The sequence below is a fragment of the Neotabrizicola sp. VNH66 genome, assembly GCF_049445895.1.
GTDB lineage: Bacteria > Pseudomonadota > Alphaproteobacteria > Rhodobacterales > Rhodobacteraceae > Pseudogemmobacter.
Map to the genome: position 1 here is coordinate 77536 of NZ_JBMSDW010000014.1, position 12483 is coordinate 90018.

At 65.9% G+C, this 12483-nt stretch carries 15 protein-coding genes; 4 read left to right on the top strand and 11 right to left on the bottom strand.

The genetic code is table 11. From position 1 onward, the window contains the following. From ACO2Q5_RS17755 to dctP, 4 genes are read right to left on the bottom strand one after another with little or no spacing between them, the layout of a single operon-like run. The gene (locus ACO2Q5_RS17755; RefSeq protein ID WP_423293529.1) at positions 1-429 is read right to left on the bottom strand and encodes a type II 3-dehydroquinate dehydratase; all 429 of its coding nucleotides are present in this window, start codon (positions 427-429) and stop codon (positions 1-3) included. A gap of 15 nt (positions 430-444) precedes the next feature. Next, the gene (locus ACO2Q5_RS17760; protein ID WP_423293531.1) at positions 445-1746 is read right to left on the bottom strand and encodes a TRAP transporter large permease; all 1302 of its coding nucleotides are present in this window, start codon (positions 1744-1746) and stop codon (positions 445-447) included. After that, on the bottom strand, positions 1743-2255 hold the full coding sequence (locus ACO2Q5_RS17765) for a TRAP transporter small permease (RefSeq protein ID WP_423293533.1): 513 nt from the start codon (positions 2253-2255) through the stop codon (positions 1743-1745). The genes ACO2Q5_RS17760 and ACO2Q5_RS17765 overlap by 4 nt, the downstream gene beginning before the upstream one ends. Before the next feature lie 59 nt (positions 2256-2314). Then, positions 2315-3307, bottom strand: a complete 993-nt coding sequence (gene dctP / locus ACO2Q5_RS17770) for a TRAP transporter substrate-binding protein DctP (protein WP_423293535.1) — start codon at positions 3305-3307, stop codon at positions 2315-2317. A 194-nt stretch (positions 3308-3501) separates the two neighbouring features. On the opposite strand from dctP, the gene ACO2Q5_RS17775 reads away from it, so the two are divergent. Genes ACO2Q5_RS17775 through ACO2Q5_RS17785 form a run of 3 tightly spaced genes read left to right on the top strand, consistent with a single transcriptional unit; the run spans position 3502 to position 5767 of the window. Continuing rightward, a complete protein-coding gene (locus ACO2Q5_RS17775; RefSeq protein WP_423293537.1) occupies positions 3502-4194 on the top strand; it encodes a GntR family transcriptional regulator in 693 nt (230 codons plus the stop codon). Next, positions 4191-4898 carry a GntR family transcriptional regulator gene (locus tag ACO2Q5_RS17780; protein ID WP_423293539.1) on the top strand — a complete coding sequence of 236 codons (708 nt, stop codon included), beginning with the start codon at positions 4191-4193 and terminating at the stop codon, positions 4896-4898. Before ACO2Q5_RS17775 ends, ACO2Q5_RS17780 begins: the two co-directional genes overlap by 4 nt. Positions 4899-4912: 14 nt before the next feature. Further along, entirely contained in the window at positions 4913-5767 is an 855-nt protein-coding gene (locus ACO2Q5_RS17785) for a sugar phosphate isomerase/epimerase family protein (protein WP_423293541.1), read from the top strand. Here ACO2Q5_RS17785 and ACO2Q5_RS17790 read toward each other — a convergent pair. The 6 genes from ACO2Q5_RS17790 to pcaD form a co-directional block, all read right to left on the bottom strand. Further along, entirely contained in the window at positions 5764-7074 is a 1311-nt protein-coding gene (locus ACO2Q5_RS17790) for a lyase family protein (protein WP_423293543.1), read from the bottom strand. The two genes, ACO2Q5_RS17785 and ACO2Q5_RS17790, sit on opposite strands and share 4 nt — an antisense overlap. Positions 7075-7166: 92 nt before the next feature. Continuing rightward, on the bottom strand, positions 7167-8006 hold the full coding sequence (locus ACO2Q5_RS17795; RefSeq protein ID WP_423293545.1) for a 3-keto-5-aminohexanoate cleavage protein: 840 nt from the start codon (positions 8004-8006) through the stop codon (positions 7167-7169). A gap of 20 nt (positions 8007-8026) precedes the next feature. Beyond that, the gene (gene pcaG / locus ACO2Q5_RS17800) at positions 8027-8641 is read right to left on the bottom strand and encodes a protocatechuate 3,4-dioxygenase subunit alpha (RefSeq protein WP_423293547.1); all 615 of its coding nucleotides are present in this window, start codon (positions 8639-8641) and stop codon (positions 8027-8029) included. Then, on the bottom strand, positions 8641-9378 hold the full coding sequence (pcaH, locus tag ACO2Q5_RS17805; RefSeq protein ID WP_423293549.1) for a protocatechuate 3,4-dioxygenase subunit beta: 738 nt from the start codon (positions 9376-9378) through the stop codon (positions 8641-8643). Before pcaH ends, pcaG begins: the two co-directional genes overlap by 1 nt. Continuing rightward, the gene (gene pcaC / locus ACO2Q5_RS17810; protein ID WP_423293551.1) at positions 9375-9767 is read right to left on the bottom strand and encodes a 4-carboxymuconolactone decarboxylase; all 393 of its coding nucleotides are present in this window, start codon (positions 9765-9767) and stop codon (positions 9375-9377) included. The genes pcaH and pcaC overlap by 4 nt, the downstream gene beginning before the upstream one ends. Further along, complete coding sequence (pcaD, locus tag ACO2Q5_RS17815) at positions 9764-10555, bottom strand: 3-oxoadipate enol-lactonase (RefSeq protein ID WP_423293553.1); 792 nt, start codon at positions 10553-10555, stop codon at positions 9764-9766. The genes pcaC and pcaD overlap by 4 nt, the downstream gene beginning before the upstream one ends. 66 nt (positions 10556-10621) lie before the next feature. Here pcaD and ACO2Q5_RS17820 point away from each other — a divergent pair, with 66 nt between their 5' ends. After that, a complete protein-coding gene (locus ACO2Q5_RS17820) occupies positions 10622-11551 on the top strand; it encodes a LysR substrate-binding domain-containing protein (RefSeq protein WP_423293555.1) in 930 nt (309 codons plus the stop codon). On the opposite strand, the gene ACO2Q5_RS17825 is transcribed toward ACO2Q5_RS17820, so the two are convergent. Beyond that, complete coding sequence (locus ACO2Q5_RS17825; RefSeq protein WP_423293557.1) at positions 11552-12469, bottom strand: LysR family transcriptional regulator; 918 nt, start codon at positions 12467-12469, stop codon at positions 11552-11554. Positions 12470-12483: the final 14 nt, after the last annotated feature.

Here is a 12483-nt window from a genome sequence, read left to right on the forward strand (position 1 = left end):
TCAGCCGATCAGGTCCAGAAGCGCCCGCACCGCCACGCGGTAGCCGTTCGGGCCCAGCCCCGCGATCACCGCCGTCACCACCGGCGACATCAGGGACCGGTGATAGACCGCCTCGCGCGCATGGATGTTGGAGATATGCAGCTCGATTTTCGGCGCGGTGAACATCTTCAGCGCATCCATCACCGGAACCGAGGTGAAGGTCAGGCCGGCCGGATTGATGATCAACCCGGCGGCCTTTGCATCAATGGCCTCATGCACCCAGTCGATCAGCTGGAATTCGGCGTTGGTCTGGTGGAATTCCACCGGATGATCGCCCGCCGCCTCGCGCGACCAGGCCTCCACCTCGGCCAAGGTGGTATGGCCATAGATTTCGGGTTCGCGCTTGCCCAGCCGGTTCAGGTTGGGGCCGTTCAGGATGTAGATTGTCATTCAGGTCACCAAAGGTCAGCCGGCATAACCCGCCATGCGGGGCAGCCACAGCACGAGGTCGGGGAAGAAGGTGATCAGCCCAAGGCAAAGCACCATCCAGGCAAGGAAAGGCAGGCAGTCGCGGATGATGTCCTTCATGGGCGAACCGGAGATGTTCGTCATGATGAAGAGGAGCAGGCCATAGGGCGGCGTCACCAGCCCCAGCATGATGTTCACCACCACGACCACGCCGAAATGCACAAGGTCGATGCCAAGCGCCTGCGCGGCCGGGATGAAGACCGGCACGATGATCAGGAGAACCGCCGTCCCCTCCAGCACACAGCCCAGAACCAGCAGGATCACGTTTACCAGCAGCAAGAATTGCAGCGGCGTCAGCTCCCACCCCTGCAGCAGGGCGCGCAGGGTTTCGGGGATATTCTCGACGGTGACGACATAGTTGAAGACCAGCGCGCCCCCGATCATCATCCCGATCGAGGCCGAGGTCTTGGCCGAGATCAGCACGGCGTTGTAGCCCTCGCGCCAGGTCAGGCTGCGGTAAATCACGGTGGAGACCAGAACGGCATAGGCGGCGGCAAGGGCGGCGGCCTCGGTCGGTGTGGTCACACCGGAGTAGATGCAGCCCAGCAGGATCACCGGCATCAAAAGCGTCGGGAAGGCCTGCCAGGTCACGCGGGGGATATCCCGCATCGGCACCCGTTCCTCCACCGGGAAGTTCTTGCGCCGCGCGTCCCAGGCGACCTGAACCATCTGCATCGCGGTCATGACCAGCCCGGGCACCACACCGGCGAGGAACAGGTAGCCGATGGAGGCATCGGAGACGAGCGCATAGACCACCATCGGGATCGAGGGCGGCAGGATCGGCCCGATCACCGCCGTCACCGCCGTCAGCGCGGCGGCATAGGACGGCGTATAGCGGTTATCCCGCGTCATCATGTTCTGCATCATCCGGCCCGAGCCTGCGGCATCGGCGATGGCCGATCCGGACATGCCCGCGAAGATCAGCGATTGCACGACGTTGATCTGCGCCAGACCGCCGCGCATATGCCCGACCAGCACGTTGCAGAACCGCAGCAGACGTTCGGTCATGGAGCCGGAGTTCATGATCTCGGCCGCGAAGATGAACAGCGGCACGGCAAGGATGATGTAGTTGGAATACATCCCGTTCAGGAACTGCTCGGCCGCGGTGCCCATATCCATGCCGGACATCCACAGATAACCGACAGAGCCGACGATCATCGACAGGCCGATGGGCAGGCCCAGCAGCGCCAATGCGGTGATGGCGAAAATGGTCAGCGAGAAGGGGTTGGTCAGATTCATACGCCGGAACTCGCCTTGGTGGGGTCATAGGCTTCGGGACCGTGGCCATAGATGGCGCGGAAGCCGACCCAGAGGTAACGGACGATCATGGCGACCGCGAAGACGACATAGATCGCGTAAAGCCAGTCAAAGCGGATGCGCAGATAGGCCGATTTCTCGACCTTCATGAAGGTGACGTAATCCCAGGTTGCGGGCATCGACCATACGAAGGCGATGACGGTCACCGCGGCGGTGATCAGCGCGAAGACCCGGCGCGTCCGCGCGCCCACGGCGGCATAGACCAGATCAAAGCGCATCTCCTCGGCATCGCGGATCACGAAGGCGGCGCCGAACAGCACCAGCCAGATCCACAGCACCACAGAAACCTCATGCGTCCAGCCCATCGGCAGGTTCAGGAGATAGCGCGACACGATCTGAAGCAGGAACACCAGAAACATCGCCAGAAGCATCAGGACCATAACGTCCTCGGCGCGGCGGCGCAGCCACGCGGAAAGCCTTGCAAGGGGCATGGGGCGACCTCGGAGACGGAAAGCGCGGCCCCGATCCGGGGCCACGCGGAATGCGGGGATCAGAGGGCGGAAATCCGGTCGATCAGCCCTTCGGGCCAGTCTTTCGCCAGATCGGACTCGAGATAGGCCTTCTGCACATGGGCGCGGAACGCCTCGACATCCGGGGTATAGACGTCCAGCCCCCGCTCCGTCATGGTTTTGGCAAGCTCCTCCTCGCGCTTCACATGCTCGGCGGTCGAGAAGGCGATGGCGTCATCGGCGGCTTTCTGGACCGCGGCCTTCTGCTCATCCGACAGCGCCGACCAGACCTTGCCCGACATCGTCAGCAGGTCGAAGGCCACAAGGTGCGAGGTCAGCACGATCTGCTTCATCACCTCGTAGAACTTCATGTTCTCGACATTGGGCAGCGGATTGTCCTGCCCGTCGATCGCGCCGGTCTGCAGGCCGGTGTAGACCTCGGCATAGGCCATCGGCGTGGGGTTGGCGCCAAGCGCCTGACCCAGGAACTGCCACGCCTCGCCGCCCGGCATCCGCAGCTTGATCCCGGCCATATCGGCGGGGGTGCTGATCTTCTTGGTGGTCGAAAGACCCACCTGACGGGTGCCATAGAAGGTCGGCCCCAGGATCTTGATCCCAAGCTGGTCTTCGGCCAGCGCCTTCATCTCGGTGCCGGCATCGCTGGCGAAAAACGCTGTCAGATGTGCCGAATCGCGGAACAGATAGCCCGAGGTCAGCGCCGACCATGCCGGCACCTGATTGGACACATCCTGCGGCGCGATGTTCGACATTTCCAGATTGCCGCGCTGCAGGGCAACCAGCTCTGTCCCCTGCTTGAACAGCACACCGCCGTAAAAACCTTCATAGGCGAAGCCGGGGCCGATGCCTTCGACGAATTTCTTCATCATCTCAGCCCGGATGTCCTGCTCGGAAAACACGGCAGAAAAACGGATTTTCACCGGGTCCTGCGCATGGGCGATCCGGGACACGAAGGGCGTCGCCAGAACGGCAGCCCCAAGGGCGGCAAAGCTGCGCCGCGTCACTTTGATGGTCATATGTTCCTCCCTGAACGGCGATACCGCTCTCCCCAGCGGCCGGCCTGAGGCAAGACTGCCATCGGAGCTTTCTTCGATCAACCATTGATTCATGTTTCATATGATATTTTTGAAATCACCATATGATATGCGGATGAACGTGTATCTTGCGCTTGCGCGGGGGTTCAGCTTCACTGCGGGCAGGAGGACGGAAGATGATCGCGGCACAGCCCCCCGGCGCCCCGCCGGGCGAGATGACCCACAGGCGTTTGCGGGACGATATCCTGTTCGGCCACCTGCCCCCGGGCGGCAAGCTGCGGCTGGAGCGGCTGCGCGACGATTACGATGTCAGCGTCACCACCCTGCGCGAGGTGCTGGCCCGGCTGGTGGCCGAGGGGCTGATCCTGTTCGAGGCACAGAAGGGATTCGAGGTTGCCCCGATTTCGGCCCGTGACCTGCGCGAGATTTCCGAGATGCGCATCCTGCTGGAATGCCATGCCGTCGGTCCTTCTTTCGCCGCGGGCGATCTGGAATGGGAGGCGGCCGTCGTGGGTGCCCATCACAAGCTGGCCCGGATGGAGGCGCGGATGCTGGCCGGGGACCGCAGCGACACCGCCCGCTGGAAGCGCTATGACCGCGAATTCCACGTGGCGCTGATCTCGGCCTGCGGGTCGGCGGAACTGCTGGCCGCGCATGAACGGATCTTTGACCGCTTCCTGCGCTATCAGGTCCTGTTGGTGATGTTCCGCGGCACGGTGGCGGCGGAAGAACACAACGCCCTTCTGGCCGCCGCGCTGGATCGCGATGCAGACCACGCCCGCGCGCTGTTGCGGGATCATATCGGCGCCTGCATCGACTATACGGTGCAGAACGGGTTGTTCGGTAAATCCCCGGGGGCCGCGGCATGACACTCGCCTCGCCACAGGACCCGGCAGAGCTGACGGGGCGCGAAACCGTTGGCGCGACGATCTATCAACGTCTGCGCAGCGATATCATCATGGGTCGCCTGCGCCCCGGCCAGCGTCTGCGGCTGGACCAGCTGAAAGAGGATTATGCGGCGGGCGCCAGCACCCTGCGTGAGGCGTTGTCGCGGCTGACGGCGGATGGCTTCGTGCTGGCCGAGGGTCAGCGCGGCTTCGAAGTCTCGCCCATCTCGGCCGAGGGGTTGCATGAGATCGCCGCCCTGCGCCTGTTGATCGAGGAGCACGCGCTGGCGCTGAGTTTCGCCCAAGGCACGCTGGAATGGGAGGCCGAGGTGATCGCCGCCCATCACCGGCTGGACAGCCACGAATTGCGGCTGGAGGCGGGGGATGCGTCGGAAATCATCGCCTGGCGCAAGAGTGACTGGCAGTTCCATCAGGCGCTGATCGCGGCCTGCGGATCGCGGGTGCTGATGCAGACCCATGCCGAGGTTTTCGACAAATACCTGCGCTATCAGATGATTGCGCTGGCCTTCCGGCCCGCCGCCTCGCGCCCCGAACATCTGGCGCTGAAAGAGGCGGCGCTCGCGCGGGATGTGCCGGAGGCGGTGGCGCTGTTGCGCCGCCATCTTCAGGGGGGCGTGGATCAGGCGCTTTCGCTGGGCGTCTTCGGTCCGCAGACCACAGCATAACGAACGGATACTTCATGAAACTCGGCATCGACGCCTACAGCTTCCACCGCTATTTCGGCGAACTTTATGCGGGGCTGGAAACTGCGCCCGACCGCGGCATGACGGTCTGGGATTTCATCGACCTTTCCTGCGACCTTGGGGCCGAGGCGGTGTCGCTGGAAAGCTGTTTCCTGCCGGTGGGCGACCGGGAATTGACCACCGCTTTGGCTGCCCGGCTGGACCGTGCGGGGCTGGATCGGGTCTGGGCCTGGGGCCATCCGCGCGGGCTGCAGTCCGGCGCGGCCCCGCAGGCGCTGGACGACGCGCGCGCGAGCCTTGCCGATGCGGCCGCCGTGGGGGCCCGCGTCATGCGCATCTGCGCTGGCGGTCGCGGCACCCGTCCTGCGCTTTGGGCCGATCACAAGGCCGCGCTGCTGCCCCTTCTGGACCCTCTGGTGCGCGAGGCCAAGGCGGCGGGCGTGGTGCTGGCGGTGGAAAACCACATCGACCTGCTGGCCGAAGAGATGGTGGATTTGATCGAGACCATCGGATCAGACCATCTTGGCGTCTGTCTGGATACGGCCAACAATCTGCGGATGTATGAAAACCCCAAGGCGGTGATCCGCCGGCTGGCCCCCTATGCCAAGGCCACCCACATCAAGGATATCGAGGCGCGCGGCGGCGATCCGGCCACCATGGCCTTCTGGCCCAGCGTGCCCGCAGGCCGCGGGGTGATCGACCTTGATTTCGCCCTGCGCGAGTTGAAGGCGCAGGGGTATACCGGGGTGCTGGCGGTGGAAATCGACTGGCTTTCCCCCGGCTATGGCACCGAGGCGGAGGCGGTGGCCGAAAGCCTGTCCTATCTGCGCGGGGTGATGGGCCGGCTTTAGGCGCCCGCGGCTTCGGCAAAGGCCCGCGCCTCATCCGGCGCGGTGCCAAGCCCCGCAGCCGACAGGTCCAGCCCGGGAAACGCCTCGGCCGCCAGCGTTTGCAGCGACGGGCCGCCCGGACGCGCGTTGGCGCAGAGCGCCTTGATCCGCGCCTGCGCCTCGGGCCGCGGCAGGTGGCGGGCCAGCGCGAAGGACAGGGCCTCGGCATGGATCAGGCCGGAGCCGTCGTCCAGATTGTGCGCCATCGCCGCGGGTTGTGGCGCGATCCGTCCCGCAAGCTCCAGCGCCAACGCCAGCGCGCGCCCGGTCAGGATGCACAGCTGCGGCAGCGACAGCCATTCGGCGAACCACGCCGCGCCGTCGCGCTGCTGGCGGTGCAGCCCTGCGCCCTGCACCACCGCGGCCAGCGCCCCGCAGTGCCGCGCCAGCGCGACAAGGACAGAGGGGCCGACCGGGTTCTGCTTTTGCGGCATGGTGGATGATCCGCCCGCGCCCTCAATCCTGATCTCTTCAATGCCGGACTGCGCCATGAGGATCAGATCTTCGCCCAGCTTGCCCAAGGTGGCGGTCAGTCCCGCCATCCAGCCGGCAAAGGCGCCGGTCCGGTCCCGCTCGGCATGCCAGCTGTGGCCGGGGTCGGCCAGATCCAGCGCCTCGGCCAAGGCCGCGCGCACCGCCGGACCCTCGGCCCCCATGGCCGACAAAGTGCCCGCCGCCCCGCCCAGAGAGACGGTGGCAACCTGCGGCGACAGCGCGGCCAGCCGCTCACGGTGGCGCAGCACGGGATGTCCCCAGCCCGCGATCACCGCGCCAAAACTGGTGGGTGTGGCCACTTGTCCGTAGGTCCGCGCGGCCATCGGCAGATCGGCATGGGCGCGGGCCAGAGCCCCGAGCGCCTGCGCCAGCGCAGCCAGCCGCCCGTCCCAGATTGCCAGAACACGACGCAACCGCAGGTTCTGCGCGGTTTCCATGATGTCCTGACTGGTGGCGCCCCAATGCAGATATTGCGCATGTTCGGGCGCCTGCATCGCCTTGCGGAAGGCGCTGACCAGCGCGGGCACCGGCACGCCATTGGTGGCCGTTTCCCCGGCCAGCGCCGCCGGGTCGATCTGCACCTCCCGCGCGGAGCGGTCGATGAAGGCGGCGGCGGTCTCCGGGATCAGCCCGAGCCGTCCCTGCACTCGGGCAAGCGTGCCCTCGACCAGCAGCATGGCGCGGATTTCCGCGCTGTCGGTGAACAGCGCCGCGGTTTCATCGTCAGAGAACACGCCACGGTAAAGCGCGCTGTCGGCGGGAGAGGCGGGCATGGATCGGCCTTCGGTCTTTGGCGGAAAGGCCGGGGGGCCGTCTGCCCCCCGGACCCCCCGAGGATATTTGAGAACAGATGAAGAGGAAAGGATCAGCCCTGTTGCAGCATCCGCAGCCCAAGGATCTGCCGGGCCTGTTGCCATGTAGCGACGGGGCGGTCATGGCGTTCGCAGAGATCCGCGGCGCGGCGCACCAGTGCGGCGTTCGACGGCGCCAGTGTCACCCGGTCCAGCCGGACATTGTCCTCCAGCCCGGTGCGGGTGTGGCCGCCCTTGGCGATGGCCCATTCGTTCAGCGTGATCTGCGCCGCCCCGATCCCGGCTGCGCACCATTCGGCACCGGGGGCCAGCCGCGCCAGCGTCTCGATATAGAAATCAAGGATGCGCTCATCCGCGGGCATGGCGTTTTTCACGCCCATGACGAACTGCACGTAGAGCGGGCCTTTCAGGCGGCCATCCTGCTGCATTCTGGCGGCCTGCACGACATGCGACAGGTCAAAAGCCTCGATCTCGGGCTTGACCTCATGGCGCAGCATTTCCGAGGCCAGCCAATCAACCAGATCGGGCGGGTTTTCGTAGACGCGGGTCGGAAAGTTGTTCGACCCCACCGAAAGTGAGGCCATGTCGGGGCGAAGGGGCAGCATGCCGCCCCTTGCCTGCCCGGCCCCGGACCGTCCGCCGGTGGACAGCTGGACGATCAGGCCCGGGCAATGTTTCGCCAGCCCCTCCATCAGCGCGGCAAAGCGCGCGGGGTCGGATGTGGGCTGCCCCGCATCATCGCGCACATGGCAATGCGCGATGCTGGCCCCCGCCTCAAAGGCTTCGTGGGTGGATTCGATCTGCTCGGCGATCGAAACCGGCACGGCCGGATTGTCCGCCTTGGTGGGCAGCGATCCGGTGATGGCGACGCAGAGGATGCAGGGCTTGGTCATGGCGGGTCACATAGGGTGGATCAGATGTCGAAGAACACCGTCTCGCCTTCGCCTTGAAGGCGGAAGTCGAGGCTGTATTCCCCCGGTCCGGTCTTCGCCGCCACCAGAGTGGCGCGGCGTTCCACATGCTCGATCCGGTTCAGGACCGGGCAGGCGGCATTGGCCTCTGGCTCATCCCCGAAGTAGATCCGGGTCTGCAGGCCAAGGTTGATGCCGCGCGCGACCAGCCAGACCGCGATATGCGGTGCCATCAGCCGTCCGTCCGGGAAGGGCACACGGCCGGGCTTGATCGTCTCCAGCCGCCAGATCCCGGTGTCGAAATCCGCCGCCACCCGGGCCCAGCCGGTGACATTGGGGTCGGCCGTGCCCCGCGGGTCGTTCGCGGGATAGATTCCGGCCGCATCGGCCTGCCAGGTTTCGAACAGGGCGTCGCGCAGGATCATCCCCGCCCCGTCGATCACGCGGCCGGTCAGGGTGATCCGTTCGCCCTTCGCGCCATCGCGGATGGGGGAACGGCCCAGATCCTCGGGGTAGATCCCGGGATTGCCCAGTGCATTGGGGGTCAGCCCGATATGCACATAGGGGCCGGCGGTCTGCGACGGGGTTTCCTTCAAGTAGTCGAGGCGCTGCACCATCACATCCCCTCCTTGCGGTTTTCAAAGAAGGACTGGCGGCGGCCGCGCAGCACGATGTCGAACTTGTAGGCCAGGCAATCCATCGGGATCGCCCGGTTCATGTCCAAAGCCGCGACCAGCGCGCCGATGGCCTCTTTCTTGCCGATGGTGTTGACGATCGGGCAAAGGTCGATCAGCGGATCGCCTTCGAAATAGTTCTGGGTGATCAGCCGCTGCCCGAAGCCCGATCCGAACACCGACCAGTGGATATGCATGGGCCGCCAGTTGTTCACATGGTTCGGCCAGGGATAGGCACCCGGCCGGATGGTCAGGAATTCATAGCTGCCGTCGGGCCCGGTCAGCGTCCTGCCGCAGCCGCCGAAATTCGGATCCAGCGGCGCGGCATAGCCATCCTTCTTGTGGCGGTAGCGCCCGCCGGCATTGGCCTGCCACATCTCCAGAAGGACATTGGGCACGCCGCGGCCATTCTCATCCAGCACGCGGCCATGCATGATGATCCGCTCGCCAATGGCGGGCTGGCCGGTGAAGTTCATGATGAGGTTGTTGTCCAGCGCCCCGATCATCGACTGGCCGAAGGCGGGGCCGGTCTCTTCTGACAGGGTGGAGCCGAGCGCGACCAGCGGCCGGAACGGCGCCCGGGTCATCGAGGTCTTGTAGCCCGGCGTATAGGCAGCCGGGTGCCAGTCGCGGTCCCGGAAGAACAGCGGTCCCCGGTCGGTGGAATTGGAAAGGGTCATGCGTCCCCCTCTCTTTCGGCGTTCATCATTGCGAACGTCTCCTTCGCTATCTTGATGGCATGGTTCGCGCGGGGGACGCCGGCGTAAATGGCCACATGCAACAGCGCCTCCAGCACGTCATCGGGCGAGGCGCCCGTGTTCGCGGTGGCACGGATGTGCATGGCCAGTTCGTGATCGTTGCCCAGACCTGCCAGAAGGGCAATGGTCAGCATGGAACGTTCACGCGGCGATATGGTTTTGCGGGACCAGACATGGCCCCAGGCAGCCTCGGTGATCAGCGCCTGATAGGGGCTGTCGAAATCGGTCTTTTCGGATTCGGCGCGGTCAACATGGGCAGCGCCCAGGACCCGGCGCCGGGTTGCCATGCCATCGGTGTAGGTATCGCTCATCTTGCATGTTCCTGCAGGAAAGCCGCGACAGCCGCGGCCCAGTCTTCGGGGGTCTCGACACAGGGCAGATGGCCGGCATCGGGGATCAGGTGCCACAGGGCGCCGGGGATGAGATCGGCCGTCGCGCGCACCACATCCGGCGGCGAGGCGCCGTCTGCTCCGCCCGCGATCACCAGCACCGGCAGCCGCAGCGCGGCGGTGGCCGCGGTCTGGTCGGCCCCGGCCAATGCGGCACAGGCGGCGGTATAGCCCGCGGCGGGTGTGCAGATCATCATATTGCGCCAAGGCGCCAGCGCGGGCGTGGCGCGGAAGGCGGGCGCGAACCAGCGTTCCATCACCGCATCGGCGATCCCGGCCAGACCCTGCGCCTGCACGGCGGCAATCCGCGCCTGCCAGCTTTCGGCCGTGCCCAGTTTTGCCGCGGTGTTGGACAGGATCAGCGCGCGGATCAGATCGGGGCGGGCCGCAGCCACCGCCTGTGCGATCAGCCCGCCGATCGACAGGCCGACAAAGACCACCGGACGCCCGCCGGCCGTCGCCTCGATCAGGGCGATGGCATCCTGTGCCAGATCGTCCAGCGTGACCGGACCTTCCGGCCCTGTATCCGACAGGCCATGGCCGCGCTTGTCATAGCGGATCGTCCGCAGGCCGGGGGGTAAAAGCGGCAGAACCGGGTCCCACAACCGCAGATCAGTGCCAAGGGAATTGGCGAAAACCACGCAAGGCCCGTCTTCCGCACCGTCACAGAAATAGTGCATCGCCCCCCAGGGGCGGATGAGAACTTGCATGAGACCCTCCACTCTTCCATAATTTCGCACGGGAAAATCGGTTTGGATAATGCAAAGCGCGCGATAATGGATAAACCCACAGTTATGCATCCGGGGGTGAAGCTGCGCCACATCCGCGCATTTCTGGAGATCGCGGCCGAAGGCGGGCTGTCTTCTGTGGCCCGCGCGCAGGGGATTTCACAGCCTGCCCTGTCGCGTACCCTGGCCGAGCTGGAGGATCTGCTGGGCCAGCCCCTGTTCCTGCGGCAGAAGCGGCGGCTGGTCCTGACCGAGGGCGGGCGGCTTTTCCGCCGCCATGCGGCGCTGGCGCTGGAATCGCTGGAAGCGGGGGCGGCGGCGCTGCGGCCGGGCACCAGCGGGTCGCTGCGGATCGGGGTCCTGCCCACGGCGGCCACGCGGATGGTGCCTGCCGTGATGCTGCGGTTCCGTGAATTGCGGCCGGAAATCCTGCTGCGCGTCGAAACCGGGCCGCATCACCACCTGATCCGCCTTTTGCGCGATGGCGGGATCGACCTGATGGTCGGCCGCCTGCCGGATGTGTCGGAAATGCCGGGGCTCAGCTTCGAACACCTGTACGAGGAAGACGTGCTTCTGGTCGGGCGCCGGGAGCATCCGATGGCGGCCCGCCCGGTGACCGAGGCGCTGAAGGCCTCGGCCCTGATCCTGCCGCCGGAAAACGCACTGATCCGGCGGCCGGTGAATGACTACCTCGCCTCTCTGGGGCTGGTGGGCATCCAGCCCGCAGTGGAAACCGTGTCGCTGGCCGTGGGCCGCGGCATCTGTCTGGCCTCGGATGCGCTGTGGTTCATCTCGCGCGGGGTGGTGGCCGAAGAGCTGGAGCGCGGCATGCTGATCGAGTTTCAGCTGGGCGCCCGGTTCATGTCGGGGGCCGTGGGCATCACCCGCCGGCAAAGCGCCTCGGCCCCCGGTCTGGCGGCGTTCGAGGAAATCGCCCGCCAGCTTGCCCCCCGGATGCCGGAGGCGAAGGCGGGCTGATCAGTGCTTCCAGTCCGCCCGCTGCACCGCGCGCGTCAGTTCACGCCGAAAGCAGGTGATCGCATGATCGGCAAAGCTGGACAAAGCCCGCCCCTTGCGCTGCACCACCCAGGCCGAAACCTCGGTCTTTTCGGCCAGCGGGCGGCGGACGAGGCCGGGCATATAGACCTCGGCCACGGAAAATTCGTCGATCACCGCCACGCCCAGCCCGTGGCGCACCAGGCTGACCACGGTCTGCGCAAACCGGCCGCGCATCGTATAACGCGGGGTGATCCCGGCTTCGCGAAACGGGCGGGCCAGAATCGCGCCATAGGGATCGTCCGGATCGACACCCACGAAATCCTCGGCCGCCAGATCATGGACCGAGATTGCGGGCTTTTCGGCCAGAGGGTGGCCTTCGGGCACCACGGCGACCAGCCGTCCCTGCGCCAGAGGCGCGCTTTCGATGGCCGGATTGTCCATGGGAGAGGACAGGATGACGAACTCCCCCCGCTCCAGCAGCAGATAATCCGCGGTCTCTTCGATCTTCAGGATGTTCAGGTCGATGAACAGATCGGGGAATTGCTGACGCACCGACCGGATGGCCCGCGCGGCAATGAACTGTGCGATGGAGGGCGCACAGGCAAAGGACAACCGCGTGTCGCCGCCTTTTTGCAGGGCGGTCACCGCGTGGTTCAGGTTCTCCATCTGCCGGTGCAGGCGCAGGACCATTTCAAAGATGCCATGCGCTTCGGGCGCGGGGACGAACAGGCCTTCCTTCCGCTCGAACAAACGGATTTTCAGGACATCCTCGGTATGTTTCACCAGCCGCGAAATGCCGGGCGCCGAGACGTTCAGCAGACGCGCCGCGCCCTGAATCGTCCCGGCCAGCATCACGGCGCGGATCACCTCGACCTGACGAAGCGTAAGTTCGGTCATGCCGTCAGCCTATC